This is a genomic window from Paraburkholderia mimosarum LMG 23256 = NBRC 106338 (assembly GCF_000739815.1).
Taxonomy (GTDB): domain Bacteria; phylum Pseudomonadota; class Gammaproteobacteria; order Burkholderiales; family Burkholderiaceae; genus Paraburkholderia; species Paraburkholderia mimosarum.
The window spans coordinates 15,929-32,300 of sequence record NZ_BBJJ01000009.1; the positions used below are offsets into that span (position 1 = coordinate 15,929).

Sequence of the window (16,372 nt, forward strand, 5' to 3'; positions counted from 1 at the left end):
AAGAATCATGTCGCTTCGCGAGCAGATCTTTGCACAGCGCCTCGAGCCGACGATCGTCGAGCGCACCGATGCGGGCAGTGCCGCTGCGGTGGCCGCGGCGCCGCCGTCCCGGGTGAAGACTGAGGCGTACCAGAAGCTGAAGTACGACACCCATCATGCCGTGCTCGAACGGGTGGAGCTCGAGCGTCTTTCACGCATGCCCCAGGAGCAGATCCGCAGCGAGATCAACGCGCTCGTGGGCCGCATCCTCGAGGAGCAGAAGGCCCTTGCGAACGACGTCGAACGCAAGCAGCTGGCCATCGACGTCTACGACGAGATGTTCGGCTTTGGTCCGCTCGAGCCGTTGCTGCGCGACCCCACGGTCTCCGACATTCTCGTGAACACGTGGTGCCAGACTTACGTGGAGCGCCGCGGCAAGCTGGAACTCACCGATGTCAACTTCTACGACGACGCCCATCTCATGAAGGTGATCGAGAAGATCGTCTCGCGAGTGGGTCGGCGCATCGATGAATCGAGCCCGATGGTGGACGCGCGCCTGCCCGATGGCTCGCGGGTGAACGCCATCATTCCGCCTTCGGCGGTGGACGGGCCGCTCGTGTCGATCCGGCGGTTTTCGGTCAAGCCGCTGGAGGTAGCGGATCTGATCGAGTTGCGAACGCTCACGCCGCCCATGGCCCAGGTGCTCGAGGGCCTCGCACGCGCCAAGGTCAACATTCTCGTCTCGGGCGGTACGGGCAGCGGCAAAACGACCATGCTCAACGTGCTCTCCGGCTTCATTCCGAACGACGAGCGCATCGTGACGATCGAGGACGCAGCCGAACTTCAGCTGCGCCAGGACCACGTGCTGCGGCTCGAGACGCGACCGCCGAATATCGAAGGCAAGGGAGAGATCACCCAGCGCGCGCTCGTGAAAAACGCGCTGCGGATGCGGCCAGACCGCATCATCCTTGGCGAAGTGCGCGGCGCGGAAGCGCTCGACATGCTCAACGCGATGAACACCGGCCACGAAGGCTCGCTTGCGACGATCCACGCCAACACACCGCGCGATGCGCTCACACGGCTCGAGAACATGATCAGCCTGGGCGGCCTTGCCTTGCCGCCGCGCACGATGCGCCACCAGATCTCGTCCGCGATCTCGGTGGTCGTGCAGGCCGCGCGCCTCACCGACGGCCGCCGCAAGATCGTCAGCATTTCGGAGATCACCGGCATGGAAGGCGACATCATCAACATGCAGGAGATCTTTACGTTCAAGCGCACCGGCATGGATTCGAATGGCAACGTGCGTGGCCACTTTTGTGCGACGGGCGTGCGGCCGCAATTCTGCGAGCGGTTCGCGGCGTTCGGCGTGAACGTACCGGAGCAGGTTTTCGATCCGGGCCGGCGTTACGACACGGTCTGACATTTAGAACGTCCATCCGGGGGAGCGTGGCATGAGTACAACCTTCATTCTGGCAATCCTGCTGCTCTTCGTGGCGGTGGTGCTGGCGAGCCAGGGCGCGTGGGAATGGTGGAACAGCCGGCACGGCGCTGTCGCGCGCCGCCTCGAATCGCGAATCGAAACCGTGGCGACGGGTGGGGCGGGGCGCAAGGAGGCGATGTCCATCCTCAAGTCCCGCAAGCTCGACGGGTCGACGCTTGGCCAGCGCGCGCTGCTGCTCGTGCCGGGCATCCGCTCTTTCGAGGACTGGGTGCAGCAGTCGGGCATCAGCTGGACGGCAGGACGCCTCCTCGCGATGTGCGCGCTCATGCCGGTCCTCGTGCTCGTAGTGGGGATGTTCATCCGCGTGCCGCTCGCCATGCTGGCGTCCGCCGCGGTGGCGTCCACGCTGCTGCCGCTGACGTATGTGCGTAGTCGGCGCGCGAGCCGGATGCGGCGCTTCCAGAAACAGTTGCCCGATGCGTGCGACATGCTTGCGCGCGCGCTGCGCTCCGGCCACGCATTCACTGGGGCGATCGACCTGGTCGGCACCGAGTTCGCGGACCCGATGGGTGCAGAGTTTCGTACCACGTTCGACGAGATCAACTATGGCGTGTCGCTCAACGATGCGTTGACGGGGCTCGCGCAGCGCATGCCCGTGGGGGATCTGCGTTATCTGGTCATTGCCGTGCTGATCCAGCGCGAGACCGGCGGCAACCTGGCCGAGTTGCTGGACGGCATTGCGAGCCTCGTGCGCGAGCGCTTCAAACTGTTCGACAAGGTGCGCGTGCTTGCCGCCGAGGGGGTCCTCTCGGCGCGGGTGCTCGCGCTGCTGCCGGTGGTCACGGGTGCGGCCATCTTCTTCGTGAATCCGGGCTTTCTCGAAGTGCTATGGAATGACCCGGCAGGCGTGATGATGCTCGAGGCTGGCGCTGTGCTGCTGGGGGCCGGCATGCTCTGGGGGCGGCGCATCGTGCGGATTCGCGTCTGAAGCTGCGATGTCTCGCGCCATCAGAAAAATTGGAAAGGGGGAGCCATGTTAGCGCTCGATTCGACGCGGTTACTGTTGCTGATCTGTCTGTTTGCCTGTGTATTCGGCCTGTCGCTGGCTGGCATGTACGTCCTTGCACCGAAGACGATGCGCCGGCGCATCGAACAAGTGGGCGGCGCTCGCGTCATGCCCGGCGCCGTTGCGCAGCCAGGCGAGGCCAACGAGGCCTGGTACGAGAAGCTCGTGCAGATTTCCGAGCCGCTTTCCCGGCTCTCGACGCCGAAGGAGGGGTGGGAGGTTTCGGCGCTGCGCGTTCGGCTGATGAATGCGGGCTGGCGCTCGCCGGGCGCCGTGGCGATCTTCTTCGGTACTCGCACGGTGCTGGCACTGTTGCTGCCCACGCTTGCGTCCATGTGGCTGATCAGCGGCGGGGCGGCAACCTCGGTCACGCGCTTCGCCGTGATTCTCGTGTCGCTCGTCGTCTTCGGCTACTACCTGCCCGGCCTGGTGCTCGCGCGCTTCGTCGCACGCCGCAAGCGCGCGATCTTCGAAGAATTCCCTGATGCAATCGATCTGCTGACTGTCTGCGTCGAGGCGGGCCTTGGTCTCGATGCCGCGTTGATGCGCGTAGCGGAGGAGATCAGATTGCGCAGCACGGTCGTAGCCGACGAACTGGAGCTCACGCTTCTGGAAATGCGCTCCGGTTACGCAAAGGAAAAGGCGTTGCGCAATCTTGCCATGCGCACGGGTGTTGAAGACGTCGACTCCTTCAGCACGATGCTCATTCAGGCAGAGCGATTCGGGACGAGCATCGGCGATTCGCTGCGCGTGCTATCGGACACGCTGCGCACGCGCCGGCGCATGCTGGCAGAGGAAAAGGCCGCGAAAATCGCGCTCAAGCTGCTGTTCCCGCTGATGTTCTGCATTTTTCCGGCACTGATGGTCGTGCTGATGGGGCCTGCGATGATCCATATCTACCGGACGATGCTGCCGACCATGAACGGCGGCTAGCGGGCGGCGGGAGCGGGTGAGAAGAAGAAGGCAAGCCCTCTTTGGGCGATTCGATTGGGGGTGCTAAATGGAAACTGCAAAGACCGGCGCGCTGTCACTTTCGTCAGGCGCGGGGCGGAAAAAAGCGGGGGCGGCGAGCCCGCGGCGTGGGCGCGGGCGGCGTCTCCAGCGCGGCGTGGCCGCGGTGGAGTTTGCCCTCGTGCTTCCCGTGCTGCTGCTTCTGCTGTTCGGCATCATCGAAATGGGCCTGTTCCTGTACGACAAGGCCGTGATTACCAATGCCAGCCGCGAAGGTGCCCGCGCCGGGGTCGTGCTGAAGAGCCCGAAACCCACGACAAGCGACATCCAGACGGTCGTGACGAACTACACGTCGAGCTATCTGCTGACATTTGGCACCCAAAATACGCCAGCGGTGGTGACGACTGGCGCCGGCGGCAATTTCGGTCAACCGCTTTCGGTGACGGTCTCCTGGCAGTACAACGGACTGGCTCTTGGGCGCATGGTGGCGCCGATCACGGGCGCCATAACGATGTCCGCTACAACCGTCATGAACAACGAATGAAGGGAGCCATCATGCGCACGGGGAGCCGAAGGAAACAGAAAGGGGCAGTGGCCGTCACTGTCGCGGTATTCATTGTCTTTCTGCTGGGAACCGCGGCGTTGGCCATCGACATCGGCAATCTGATGGTCGCCCGAAACGAACTTCAAAACGCGGCCGACGCAGCCGCGCTGGCGGGGGCCGGCTGTCTGAAACCGCGCACCGAGTGCAGCAACGCCACCGCTACCCAGCCCGATTTCACGACGGCGTCAGCGACAGCTTCATCGTTCTCGACGTCGAACACCACCAACCGGGTCCAGGGGGCTTATGTCCAGACGAGCACGGTTGCGACCGGATACTGGAACGCTACGGGAACGCCGTACGGCCTCGAGCCTCTTCCGTTCACACCGGGCGCAAACGACCTCGCTGCCGTGCAGGTGACCATCCGCAAAGACGGCTCAAACGCGAACGGATCGATAGGGGGCTTTCTGAGCGGCGTGTTCGGCGTCAATGTCCTCAAGGCCAGTGCGGTGGCGACGGCCGTGCTGTCTTCGCCTGGCAATGTGGGGCCGGGGGGGTTGTTTCCAATGGCGATGTCACAGTGCCTGTACAACAATTACTGGAATTCGTCGACCAATTCGCCAAAGCTCTCGCCGACCAGTGGCACTGTGTCTGGCTTCTCAACGCCGCAGATTGCTGGTCAGCCATATATATTCCAGATCGGATCCAGCTATCAATATGGGACCTGCCAATCCGGTCAGTGGACGACTTTTAATGTGAATGACAACAGCGCCAGCTATGCCAGTAGTCTGCTGACAAGTGGCAACAGCACCACGTTTTCCGTTGGCGCTTCGCCGGGAACGTGGATCCAGACGGGCGAGAAAAACTCGATCTTCAACGATACCGCCGCGTGTAGCGCTGCGGGCAACGGGAAATGCGCGTGGGCGACGGTGGTCGTGGTGAACGATCCGACGACGAGCGGGTTTCAGCCGGTTCAGGCGTTTGCCTGCCTGCACATTCTCGATGCGAATAACGGCTCTCAGCCCTATGTGCTCGTGCAGATGTCCAACGACATGAGCCACTGCGAGACTCCCAATTCGGGAGGCGTGGGACCGAGTTACGGCGCGTACACACCGCCGAGGCTGGTCCAATAACAAGCTTTTTGCCGCAGCACAGGCGACGGCGCGTTCAATTTCACCGTTCTCGGGCGTGTGCGGCAATTCGCCCTGGATGCGCTGCCGCTCGCTTGCGATCGGCGCTTGTGCGTGGCCGGTGCTGGAGGTCGTTGCCCTTTTCGATGTCTTTGGGGCGCCGCTTCCCAACCCATGTCTGGCACTCTTTTCCATCCTTTTCGCTCGACTTCGTGCGGCGCGCTAAAATTGCGGACCTTTTTAATCCGTCCGCACCAAGAGCCTTGAGCGTGCAAAAGATCCTCATCGTGCGCGTATCGTCGCTTGGCGACGTCGTCCATAACATGCCAGCCATCGCCGACATCCGGCGACGCTACCCCGACGCGCAGATCGACTGGCTCGTCGAAGAGAGCTTTCAGTCGCTCGTCGAGCTCGTGCACGGCGTGCGCCGGGCCATTCCGTTTTCGCTACGCCGCTGGCGCAAGGGCCTTTTATCGAGTGCCAACTGGCGCGAGATCGGCGCGTTCCGGCGCGCGCTCGCGGCCGAAAAGTACGACCTCGTGATCGACTGCCAGGGGCTCATCAAGACGGCCTGGGTCGGGAGTTGGGCGCGCGGGCCGCTCGTGGGCCTCGGCAACCGCACCGATGGTGCGGGCTACGAGTGGCCGGTGCGCTTCTTCTACGATCGTTCCATCCGCATCGAGCCGCGCACGCACGTGGTCGAACGCACGCGCAAGCTGGTTGCGGGCGCGCTCGATCTCGCGCCGCCGTCGCCCACCGACGAGATCGACTTCGGCCTCGACACCTACCGCGCCGCGCAGGCGCTCGCGGGCGTCGGGCTGAACCTGCCGGTGCCTTATGTCGTGTTCGTGCATGCCACCTCGCGCGCGGATAAAGAGTGGCCCGCGCAGCACTGGATCGAGCTGGGCCAGGCGCTCGTGCGGCGCGGCGCGTCGCTCGTGCTGCCATGGGGCAGCGAGGCCGAGCGCGCGACGAGCGAGCGACTCGCGCGCGAGTTCGGCGAAGCGGCGATCGTGCCGCCCAGGCTCTCGCTGCCTGCCGTGGTCGGCCTGATCGACGGCGCGGCGGCCACGGTGGGCGTGGATACGGGTCTCGTGCATATCGCGGCGGCGCTCAAGCGCCCGACCGTCGAGTTGTACAATTTCGCGACCGCCTGGCGCACGGGCGGCTACTGGTCGCCGAACGTCTTCAATCTCGGTACCGCGGGCCAGCCGCCGACGCTCGCGCAGGTCAAAGGCGCGCTGGCGGGCTTCGGATTGCTGTAGCGGCGCGCTTGCGCAAGACGCGTGCGCGGGCTGCGGTCCGTCAAGGCGGATCATGGGGGTAGCGGGTATAAGAGTCGGCGCGCGCGAACGCGCGCCAGCGCCTGCCCGGCATGCGCCGCGTGGCCGCCGCAGTGGCGTGTCATGACGCCAACACACCGCAACGCACGAAACGCGCACGGTACAAGTCGGGCAGGCAATCAGATCCATCGCGTCCAGGGGCGACAATGAACGAATCCCAGATCATCGAAATCACTTCCGCCAACTGGCAAGGCCAGCAACTCTCGCAGCCGCGCGAGACGTTGCTCGATGCCGTCGAGCAGGGCAAGGTGCTGTACTTTCCGCACCTTGCCTTTGCGATCGAAGGCGGCGAGCGCGCGCTGCTCGACCCCGCGATCGCCGACCCCAAGCGCAAGAACATCAGCCTCGACCCGAACGGCGGCGCGCTGCACGGCGTGCTCGGCGACGCGGTCACGCAGTCGGCCGTGCGCGCATTGATCGCGCGTTATCAGGCGTGCGCGCGCACGCTGGTGGACGGCCTCTTTCCCGAGTACACCGGCAAGCTGCGCGTGGCGCCCACGAGCCTGCGCCTGCATCAGGTGGAAACGCGCCAGACCTCGTGGCGCAAGGACGATTCGCGTCTGCACGTCGATGCGTTTCCGTCGCGCCCGAACTACGGCGAGCGCATCCTGCGCGTGTTCACCAACGTCAACCCCAACGGCGTGCCGCGCGTGTGGCGCGTGGGCGAGCCGTTCGAGGATATGGCGAGGCGCTTCCTGCCCAACATCAAGCCGCAGCTTCCGGGCTCGGCCTGGCTGCAGAACCTGCTGCACATCACGAAGTCGCCGCGCAGCGAGTATGACCATCTGATGCTCAATCTTCACGACAGCATGAAGGCCGATCTGGACTATCAGAAAACCTGCCCGCAGGAGAACATCGGCTTTCCGCCGGGCAGCGTGTGGGTGTGCTTCTCCGATCACACGTCGCACGCCGTGATGTCCGGCCAGTACATGATGGAGCAGACCTTCTTCCTGCCGGTGAAGGACATGGTGCATCCGCAATGGGCGCCGCTGGGCATTCTCGAGCGCCTCAAGGGCAAGGAACTGGTTTGAGCCCCCAACAGAGCCCGCAACAGAGCGTGAGCCCGCCCATGGGCGTCGTTTCCTGCCGCACGGCCGCGGCGTTTGTCATCACCCCGGCCGCCGCGGAGGCCCGATGCTGAGAGCGATCTATCGCGCGGCCTGGTGGCTCATCGCACCGCTTGCGGTGCTGCGGCTTTTCATCCGCTCGAGCCGCGAGCGTGGCTATCGCGAACATATCGGCGAGCGTTTCGGCTATTCGGCAGGGCGCCTGCCCGAAGACGACGCCCCGCTCGTCTGGGTCCATGCCGTCTCGGTGGGCGAAACGCGTGCGGCGCAGCCGCTTGTCGACGCGCTGCTGGCCGCGCGCCCGGACGCGCGCATCCTGCTCACGCACATGACGCCGGGCGGCCGCGCCGCCGGCGTGCAGCTCTTCGGCGAGCGTGTGCTGCGCTGTTATCTGCCGTATGACATGCCGCACGCGGTGCGGCGTTTCCTGCACGCATGGCGCCCGTCACTGGGCCTCGTCATGGAGACCGAAGTGTGGCCAACGCTCATCGACGAATGCAAGCGTGCCGATGTGCCGCTCGTGCTCACGAACGCGCGCATGTCGGCGCGCTCGTTCAAGCGTGCAGCGAAGTTCGGCGCCGGCACGCGCGAAGTGTTCGGCGGCTTCACGCGCGTGCTCGCGCAAAGTCCTTCGGATGCGGAACGCCTGAGCGCGCTCGGCGCGCGCAATGTCGTCGTGCTCGGCAACGTCAAGTTCGACATGGCGAGCCCGCCTGCGGTGATCGCGCGCGGCCGCGACTGGCGCCGTGCGATCGGCGAGCGGCCGGTGTGGGTCGCGGCGAGCACGCGCGAAGGGGAAGAGGAGCTCGTGTTGCAGGCCTTCGCGGCACTCGATGTACCGGACGCGCTTCTGATCCTGGTCCCGCGCCACCCGCAGCGCTTCGACGAAGTGGCCGCGCTCGTGGAGCGCAAGACACTCAAGCTCGAACGGCGTTCGCGCTGGGCGCCGGCTGCTGCTGCGGCGGCCTCCGAACATGAGGGCGTGCGGCCGCTGCCCCGGGACGTGAGCGTCCTGCTCGGCGACTCGATGGGAGAGATGGGCGCTTACTACGCCGCCGCCGATCTCGCGTTCATCGGCGGCAGCCTGTTGCCGCTCGGCGGCCAGAATCTCATCGAAGCGTGCGCCGTGGGCGTGCCGGTATTGATCGGGCCGCACGTGTTCAACTTCACGCAGGCAACCGCCGACGCCACGGCCGCAGGCGCGGCCCTGCAGGTGCAGGATCCCGCGGATCTCGCGCGCGCCTTGCGCGAACTCTTCAACGACAAGCCCCGCCGGGTCGCCATGGGCGCGGCGGCCGCAGCGTTTGCCTCGCGCCACCGCGGCGCGACGGCGCGCACGGTGGACGTGCTCACCACGCTCATCTAGTCCGCGCCCGGTCGCATCAACTCGTGAGAAGTCCCTTCTTTTCAATGAACGCGATCACCTCGCCGAGCCCCTCGAGCGCCTTCAGGTTGCACATCACGAAGGGCCGCTCGCCGCGCATCTTTTTCGCATCGGACGCCATCACGTCGAGGTTGGCGCCCACGAGCGGCGCGAGGTCGGTTTTGTTGATGACGAGCAGGTCCGACTTCGTGATGCCGGGGCCGCCCTTGCGCGGAATCTTTTCGCCGCCCGCCACGTCGATCACGTAGATCGTGAGGTCCGAAAGCTCGGGGCTGAAGGTGGCCGCGAGATTGTCGCCGCCCGACTCGATGAAGACGATATCGGCATCGGGAAAGCGCGCGAGCATCTGGTCGACGGCTTCGAGGTTGATCGAGGCGTCCTCGCGAATCGCCGTGTGCGGGCAGCCGCCCGTCTCCACGCCCATGATGCGTTCGGCGGGGAGCGCGCCCGCGACGGTCAAGAGGCGCTGGTCTTCCTTCGTGTAGATGTCGTTGGTGATGGCGACGAGGTCGTAGCGCTCGCGCATGGCCTTGCAGAGCATTTCGAGCAGCGTGGTCTTGCCGGAGCCGACCGGGCCGCCCACGCCGACGCGCAGCGGCGGCAGTTTCTTCGTTCGTTTGCTGGGTGCGTGCGAATTCATGTTCGTGTGTGACGTGCGAAATGAGGTGCGAAATGAGGTGCGATTTCAGGAGCGGAAGAGCCGCGAATACTGCGATTCGTGGCGCGCGCAGAGGACGCCGAGCTGCGGTGCGAACGTATTGAGCGCCTCGGGGGGCGTGTCGAGCGCGCGCGCCACGGCTTTTTCGATTTGCGGGCGCAGCGCGACGATGATGCGCTGGCCCGCGAGCTGGCCGAGCGGCACCGCCTTTAGCGCGGCGGCCGTCTGGTTTTCGATCCAGCTGAACGCGTAAGCAGCGAGCGCGGCGTCAGGCGCGGCCTCGTGGGCCCAGGCGGCGAACGCGAAGGCCGAGGGCTGCGCGACGGGCGTCATGCGTTCCAGGGTGGCACGCCGTGGCGCGTCGCCCCATTCGAGCTGGGCGCAGAGCTGGCGCAGCGACCAGCCCATTTGCGACGTCTCGCGCCGCAGCTCCGCCGATTCGCGGCTCGCGACGAATTCCTCGTTCGCCTCGATCAGCGCTCCGGCGTCATGGCTGCGCCAGCGTTCGATCTGATGAGCGACGAAGGGCAGCTCGCCGCTGGCGAGCACGCTCGCGAGACCGCCTGCGATCCAGCGCGTGGCCTCCTCGGCGTTGGTGACGAGCTTTGCCTCGATCGCCGCTTCGAGCCCTTGCGAGTAGCTGAACGCGCCGATGGGCAGGGCCGGCGACGCAAGATGCAGCAGCGCGGTAAGTTCAGCGATGTTCATGGCTGCGGTCGTGCGCGTGGCCGTCGCAATGACCGTGGTCGTGTCCGCAATCCAGGTCGTGCGCGTGATCTTCGCCATGGGCGTGATCGTGCGCATGTGCGTGACCGTGATGCTCGTCGTACACGCGTTGCGCGAGCGCGTAGTCGTCGGCGAAGGTTTCGTCGTGGCCGTGGCGGTGACCGCCTCCGTATGCGCCCGATTCCGGCTGGAAAGGCAACTGCACGCGCTCGACCTGGGCACCCAGGCGCTTGAGCATGTCTTCGAGCACGGGGTCCGCTTCGAGCTTGAGTTCGTCCGCGCCTACTTCCACCGGCGTATGGCGGTTGCCGAGGTGATACGCCGCGCGCGTGAGCGTGAGGCGATCGCTCGCGCGTACGCGCAGCACGCTCTCGGCCGCCGCGATCACGCGCACGAGGCCGCCATCGTCGGCCACGAGGATGTCGCCGTCGCGCAGCACTGTGCCGCGCGGCAGGACCACGCCCACTTCCTCGCCCGTATCGAGCGTGGCCGCGAAGCGGCTCTTGCAGCGCGCGTCGTACGGGAGCGTGAGCGTGGGCGCGCGATTGACCAGCACCGGTGCGAGTTTCGCGTTGAGCCGTTTGTCGATTGTGCGCATGCCAAAACCTTAGAACAGGAAGTAACGCTGCGCCATCGGCAGCACCGTCGCCGGCTCGCAAGTGAGCAACTGGCCGTCGGCGAGCACCTGATACGTTTCAGGATCGACGCTGATCGACGGCTGCCACGCGTTATGAATCATGTCGGCCTTCGTCACGCTGCGGCAGTTGCGCACCGCCACCACGCGCTTTTGCAGGCCATAGCGCTCGGTAATGCCCTTGTCGAGCGAAAGCTGCGAGACGAAGGTGAGCGACGTTTGTGCGAGCGCCCGGCCGCGCGTGGCGAACATCTCCCGATAGTGCACGGGCTGCGGCGTGGGAATCGAGGCGTTCGGGTCGCCCATCTGCGCGAGCGCGATCATGCCGCCCTTGAGGATGAGCGATGGCTTGATGCCGAAGAACGCCGGCTCCCAGAACACGAGATCGGCCCACTTGCCCGGCTCGATCGAACCCACTTCGTGCGCGATGCCGTGCGTGAGCGCGGGATTGATCGTGTACTTCGCAATGTAGCGCTTCACGCGGAAGTTGTCGTTGCGCGTGCTGTTTGCACCCCCGTTTGCGCCCCCGTCCTCGGGCAGCGCGCCGCGCTGCACCTTCATCTTGTGCGCGGTCTGCCACGTGCGGATGATGACTTCGCCCACCCGGCCCATCGCCTGGGAATCCGAAGAGAGCATCGACAGCGCGCCGAGATCGTGGAGGATGTCCTCGGCCGCGATGGTCTCGCGGCGAATGCGCGACTCGGCGAACGCGATGTCTTCGGCAATCGACGGGTCGAGGTGATGGCACACCATCAGCATGTCGAGGTGCTCGTCGAGCGTGTTGATCGTGTATGGGCGCGTGGGGTTCGTCGAGGAGGGCAGCACGTTCGCCTCGCCGCACACCTTGATGATGTCGGGGGCGTGGCCGCCGCCCGCGCCTTCCGTGTGGTACGTGTGGATCGTGCGGCCCTTGAACGCGGCCACGGTCGCTTCCACGAAGCCCGATTCGTTGAGCGTGTCGGTGTGAATGGCGACCTGGGTGTCCGTTGCGTCCGCAACGCTGAGGCAGTTGTCGATGGCCGCCGGCGTCGAGCCCCAGTCCTCGTGGAGCTTCAGGCCGATCGCGCCCGCCGCGATCTGCTCTTCGGCCGGTGCGGGCAAGCTCACGTTGCCCTTGCCGAGAAAGCCGAGGTTGATCGGCCAGCCGTCGGCGGCCTGCAGCATGCGCTCCATGTGCCACGGGCCCGGCGTGCAGGTCGTGGCGTTGGTGCCCGTGGCGGGGCCGGTGCCGCCGCCCAGCATGGTCGTCACGCCCGAGGCGAGCGCCTCGTCGATCTGCTGCGGGCTGATGAAGTGGATGTGTGTGTCGATGCCGCCGGCCGTCACGATCTGGCCTTCGCCCGCGATCACTTCCGTCGAGGCGCCAATGGGAATCGTCACGCCCGGCTGCACGTCGGGGTTGCCGGCCTTGCCGATCTTCCAGACGCGGCCGTCCTTGATGCCGATATCGGCCTTCACGATGCCCCAATGGTCGACGATCACGGCGTTCGTGACCACGGTGTCGGCCACTTCGGCGTGCAGGCGCTGCGACTGGCCCATGCCGTCGCGTATCACCTTGCCGCCGCCAAATTTGACCTCGTCGCCGTAGACCGTGTAGTCGCGCTCGATCTCGATGATGAGTTCGGTGTCGGCGAGGCGCACGCGGTCGCCGGTCGTGGGGCCGAACATCTCCGCATAGGCGCGGCGGCCGATCTTCAATGTCATGTCCGATTCCTGATGAATTCGCTTGAATGCGCTTGAATGCGATCGCCGCGCTCAGAGCGGGCCCATCACCTTGCCGTTGAAGCCGTAGACGGCGCGCTCCCCCGCAAGCGCGACGAGCTCGACCGTGCGCTCTTGCCCTGGCTCGAAGCGCACCGCCGTGCCCGCCGCAATGTTCAGGCGAAAGCCGCGTGCGGCTTCGCGATCGAACGACAGCGCCGCGTTGACCTCGTAGAAGTGGAAGTGCGAGCCGATCTGCACGGGGCGGTCTCCCGTGTTCGCGACCGTCACGGTGACGGTTTCGCGGCCCGCGTTGAGTTCGATTTCGCCGTCGTCGATCAGCATTTCGCCGGGGATCATGGTTGGCTCCTGTCGACTCAAGGGATCGGGTGGTGGACGGTGACGAGCTTGGTGCCGTCGGGGAAGGTCGCTTCGACCTGAATGTCGGGGATCATCTCGGGCACGCCTTCCATCACGTCCTCGCGCGTGAGCAGCGTGGTGCCGTAATGCATGACCTCGGCGACGGTCTGGCCGTCGCGGGCCGCCTCCATCAGCGCGGCGCTGATGAAGGCGACCGCTTCGGGGTAGTTGAGCTTGAGGCCGCGTGCGCGGCGCCTTTCGGCGAGCAGCGCGGCGGTGAAGATCAGGAGCTTGTCTTTCTCGCGTGGCGTGAGCTTCATCGTTCTCGGTCGAGGTTGGGCATGCGCGATGCGCGCCGATCCAGCTTACGGGAGCGAGGTTACGCGGAGCTTGCTATTTCGCACGCGGCGCGCGCATCGATGCAAGCTCTTAGCAAGGTATGTGCCAATGAAGGGGGCCAGCATGGATGCACCATTTCCGGCGCGCTTTCGCACCATGCCGGCGTTGCTGCGTTGCGAAATGGTGCGGCGATGCGCGCATGCGCACGGGCCTGGTGCGTGTGATGGTCGTTCAGGTCGTCCACAAACGCAGCGGTGCTGCCTTCACGCCATGCACGAACGGGCGCAGCGCCGTCCAGCATTGGGCGAGCGTGTGCTGCAGCGGCTCCATCGAACGTGCGATCACCCGCACGAGCAGCACGCCGGGCGCGATGCAGCTCGCGCCCGAGCGCAGCGTGTCGTCGAACGGCAGGATGACCGCGAGATCTTGTGCGAGCGCTTCGTTGCATGCAGGGCCGATGGCCCACAGCACGCCGAAGGCGGGGTAGCCCGCGAGCCCTTGCGGCGCGTCGCGCAACGGGTCGGCGGCGTCGATGAGCGCGCGTTCGAGCCAGAGCAACGCGTTGTCGTCTTGCGCTTCGGATGCGGTGCGCGTCACGCGCGTGAGCGCGCGCACCATGCCCGCGGACCAGCGCTCGCCCGCGGCCTGGCGGCCCAGTTGCGTCGCGTCCCAGCCGATGGCCGTCGCGCCCGCGCCGAGCGCGAGCGCGAATTCGAGTTCGGCGTGCGCGTGGTCGAACACGAGGTTGTTCTGTGGCAGCCAGTCGAGCTTCGCGCCCGCGCCCACGCGCACGTTGATGCGCTGGCGCGCCACGCGGCCGTTGGACTTGTACCACTTGGTCGCGCCCGGCGTGGTGAGCACCGCGTGGGCGCCGTCGCCCACGTTCACGTCGATATCGAGCCGGTCGCCCCCCGCGATGCCCGCGGGCGGATGCACGATCACCGCGTGGCAGATCGCGTCGCCTTCGGGGTAGAGCGGTCGTTGCACGCGCAACGGCCCCACGTGCAGGCGATGCGCAAGCGTCGTGCGCTCACCGTTGCGCTCGAAACCCAGTTCGAGTTTCGCCGCCCATTCCTGATGCGCGGTGCTGCGAAACGTGGTGTTGGCGAGTGCGGTGTGATCGGCGTGAAGCGACATGCTTGGGCGGTGGGGAAGAAGGCGTGGAATGGCGTGGAGGATAGCACGCACGCCGACACGTGCGCCTGACTGGATCGGAGCGGGCGGCACGGGCCGCCATACTCCGGCGGGTGAGTTTGGCAGTGGGAATGGAATGGCGACCGGTGATGCGGTCAATGGCCAATCACAGGGGAAACGCAAATGAAGCAGCCCCGTTTCATGTGGCGCACCGGCGTGCTGATGATCGCTATTTTCTTCGCCAGTTGCAGCGGCGGCGGTGGCGGCTCGGATTCCGGTTCGAGCATGCCGCCCAGTAGTACGCCTGGCAGTCCGCCCAGCAGTCCGCCCAGCAGTCCCCCCAGCGCGCCGTCCGGGATGTCCGCGAGTGTGGTGACCTACCACAACGACATCGCTCGTACTGGCCAGCAGCTCGCCGAGACGACACTCTCGCCCGCCAACGTGAACGCAGCGAAGTTCGGCAAGATCGGGTTTTACACCGTCGACGGCAAGGTCGACGCGCAGCCGCTCTATCTGTCACAGGTCTCGATTGCGGGCGGTACCCACAATGTGCTGTATGTCGCGACCGAAAATGCAAGCCTCTACGCGTTCGACGCGGACACGGGCGCCGTGCTCTGGGCCGTCTCGACGCTCGGCAAGAACGAGACGCCCAGCGATGACCGTGGCTGCAGCCAGATTTCACCGCAAATCGGCATTACGTCGACGCCGGTCATCGATCGCACGCGCGGGGCGATCTATGTCGTCAGTATGTCGAAGGATGCGACGAGTGGCTATCACCAGCGCATCCATGCGCTTAACATTACGACGGGTGCCGAGTTGTTCGGCGGCCCCACTGAAATCACCGCCTCGTATCCCGGGAACGGACCGAACAGTTCGGGCGGGCTGGTCGCGTTCGATCCGAAACAGTACGCGGAGCGTCAATCGCTGCTCGAGCTAAACGGCACGATCTATACGGCCTGGACTTCGCACTGTGACATCGCGCCCTATAACGGCTGGGTGATCGCCTACAGCGCGGACACGCTCATGCGGACAAGCGTGCTGAGCCTAACGCCGAACGGCGTGGAAGGCTCGATCTGGATGAGCGGCGCGGGCATGGCATCGGACGGCCAGTCGATCTATCTTCTCGATGCGAACGGCACCTTCGACACGACGCTCACCGCAAACGGGTTTCCGTCACTTGGCGACTACGGCAATGCATTCCTGAAGCTTGGCGCGACCAATGGGCTGACGGTCTCGGACTACTTCAGCGTGTCGAACACGGTCGCCGAATCGGACGCGGACGAGGATCTTGGCTCGGGCGGCGCGCTCGTGCTGCCGGATTTGACCGATTCAAATGGCGTCGTCCATCACCTCGCGTTAGGCGCGGGGAAGGACACAAACATCTACGTCGTCAACCGGGACTCGATGGGCAAGTTCAGCGCAAGCACGAACAACGTCTACCAGCAGATCAACGGGCAACTCACGGGGGCTGTGTTCGGCATGCCTGCGTACTTCAACAACACGGTCTATTTCGGCGCGGTTGGCGACAGCATCAAGGCGTTCAGCGTGAGCGGCGCGAAGTTGTCGAACGCGCCGACGAGCCAGTCGCCGGAGACTTTCGACTATCCGGGTGCCACACCGAGCGTCTCGGCAAACGGCACGGTGAACGGGATCGTGTGGGTGGCGCAAAACGGCAATACTGCCGGGCTGTACGCATATGATGCGACGAACCTCGCGCATGAACTGTATAACAGCAACCAGGCGCCCAACGCGCGCGATCAGTTCGGCGCGGGCAACAAGTTCATCACGCCGATGATTGCGAACGGCAAGGTCTACGTCGGAACGCAAAACGGCGTCGCGGTGTTCGGGCTGCTCGGCAGCCAATAGGGCGCCGCACAGCCCATAAGGCTGCCCTCTCGGACAGCCCGAAACCTGGGAG

The 16,372-nt window shown here is 65.5% G+C and carries 16 protein-coding genes; 9 read left to right on the forward strand and 7 right to left on the reverse strand.

The window, feature by feature from the left end; genetic code table 11:
* Positions 1 to 7: 7 nt before the first annotated feature.
* From BMI01S_RS09720 to waaA, 8 genes are all read left to right on the forward strand, one after another.
* The gene (locus tag BMI01S_RS09720) at positions 8 to 1,399 is read left to right on the forward strand and encodes a CpaF family protein (protein WP_028230537.1); all 1,392 of its coding nucleotides are present in this window, start codon (positions 8 to 10) and stop codon (positions 1,397 to 1,399) included.
* 31 nt (positions 1,400 to 1,430) lie between these two features.
* Positions 1,431 to 2,408, forward strand: a complete 978-nt coding sequence (locus BMI01S_RS09725; protein ID WP_028230538.1) for a type II secretion system F family protein — start codon at positions 1,431 to 1,433, stop codon at positions 2,406 to 2,408.
* A 45-nt stretch (positions 2,409 to 2,453) separates the two neighbouring features.
* Positions 2,454 to 3,419: a type II secretion system F family protein gene (locus tag BMI01S_RS09730; RefSeq protein ID WP_028230539.1), complete on the forward strand. Its 966-nt coding sequence runs from the start codon at positions 2,454 to 2,456 to the stop codon at positions 3,417 to 3,419.
* 67 nt (positions 3,420 to 3,486) lie between these two features.
* The gene (locus BMI01S_RS09735; RefSeq protein ID WP_081723369.1) at positions 3,487 to 3,981 is read left to right on the forward strand and encodes a TadE/TadG family type IV pilus assembly protein; all 495 of its coding nucleotides are present in this window, start codon (positions 3,487 to 3,489) and stop codon (positions 3,979 to 3,981) included.
* Positions 3,978 to 5,111 carry a pilus assembly protein TadG-related protein gene (locus BMI01S_RS09740; RefSeq protein WP_042289033.1) on the forward strand — a complete coding sequence of 378 codons (1,134 nt, stop codon included), beginning with the start codon at positions 3,978 to 3,980 and terminating at the stop codon, positions 5,109 to 5,111. The genes BMI01S_RS09735 and BMI01S_RS09740 overlap by 4 nt, the downstream gene beginning before the upstream one ends.
* Positions 5,112 to 5,371: 260 nt before the next feature.
* On the forward strand, positions 5,372 to 6,373 hold the full coding sequence (waaC, locus tag BMI01S_RS09745; protein WP_028230542.1) for a lipopolysaccharide heptosyltransferase I: 1,002 nt from the start codon (positions 5,372 to 5,374) through the stop codon (positions 6,371 to 6,373).
* Positions 6,374 to 6,597: 224 nt separating this feature from the next.
* Positions 6,598 to 7,482, forward strand: a complete 885-nt coding sequence (locus BMI01S_RS09750; RefSeq protein WP_028230543.1) for a Kdo hydroxylase family protein — start codon at positions 6,598 to 6,600, stop codon at positions 7,480 to 7,482.
* A gap of 103 nt (positions 7,483 to 7,585) precedes the next feature.
* On the forward strand, positions 7,586 to 8,884 hold the full coding sequence (gene waaA, locus BMI01S_RS09755; protein ID WP_028230544.1) for a lipid IV(A) 3-deoxy-D-manno-octulosonic acid transferase: 1,299 nt from the start codon (positions 7,586 to 7,588) through the stop codon (positions 8,882 to 8,884).
* Between the two features lie 16 nt (positions 8,885 to 8,900).
* Here the strand turns inward: waaA and ureG are convergent, their stop codons facing one another.
* The 7 genes from ureG to BMI01S_RS09790 form a co-directional block, all read right to left on the reverse strand.
* Entirely contained in the window at positions 8,901 to 9,542 is a 642-nt protein-coding gene (gene ureG / locus BMI01S_RS09760) for an urease accessory protein UreG (protein ID WP_028214303.1), read from the reverse strand.
* A 45-nt stretch (positions 9,543 to 9,587) separates the two neighbouring features.
* On the reverse strand, positions 9,588 to 10,268 hold the full coding sequence (locus BMI01S_RS09765) for an urease accessory protein UreF (protein ID WP_028230545.1): 681 nt from the start codon (positions 10,266 to 10,268) through the stop codon (positions 9,588 to 9,590).
* Complete coding sequence (gene ureE / locus BMI01S_RS09770; RefSeq protein WP_028230546.1) at positions 10,255 to 10,884, reverse strand: urease accessory protein UreE; 630 nt, start codon at positions 10,882 to 10,884, stop codon at positions 10,255 to 10,257. Before ureE ends, BMI01S_RS09765 begins: the two co-directional genes overlap by 14 nt.
* 9 nt (positions 10,885 to 10,893) lie before the next feature.
* Positions 10,894 to 12,624 carry an urease subunit alpha gene (ureC, locus tag BMI01S_RS09775; protein WP_028230547.1) on the reverse strand — a complete coding sequence of 577 codons (1,731 nt, stop codon included), beginning with the start codon at positions 12,622 to 12,624 and terminating at the stop codon, positions 10,894 to 10,896.
* A 51-nt stretch (positions 12,625 to 12,675) separates the two neighbouring features.
* The gene (locus tag BMI01S_RS09780; protein WP_028214300.1) at positions 12,676 to 12,981 is read right to left on the reverse strand and encodes an urease subunit beta; all 306 of its coding nucleotides are present in this window, start codon (positions 12,979 to 12,981) and stop codon (positions 12,676 to 12,678) included.
* Positions 12,982 to 12,998: 17 nt separating this feature from the next.
* Complete coding sequence (locus tag BMI01S_RS09785) at positions 12,999 to 13,301, reverse strand: urease subunit gamma (protein ID WP_028230548.1); 303 nt, start codon at positions 13,299 to 13,301, stop codon at positions 12,999 to 13,001.
* A 250-nt stretch (positions 13,302 to 13,551) separates the two neighbouring features.
* Positions 13,552 to 14,457 (reverse strand): urease accessory protein UreD, encoded by a 906-nt coding sequence (locus tag BMI01S_RS09790; protein ID WP_028230549.1) that lies wholly within the window; start codon positions 14,455 to 14,457, stop codon positions 13,552 to 13,554.
* A 180-nt stretch (positions 14,458 to 14,637) separates the two neighbouring features.
* Between BMI01S_RS09790 and BMI01S_RS09795 the strand changes: the two genes are divergently transcribed.
* Complete coding sequence (locus BMI01S_RS09795; RefSeq protein WP_036044634.1) at positions 14,638 to 16,320, forward strand: outer membrane protein assembly factor BamB family protein; 1,683 nt, start codon at positions 14,638 to 14,640, stop codon at positions 16,318 to 16,320.
* The last annotated feature ends 52 nt before the right edge of the window (positions 16,321 to 16,372 follow it).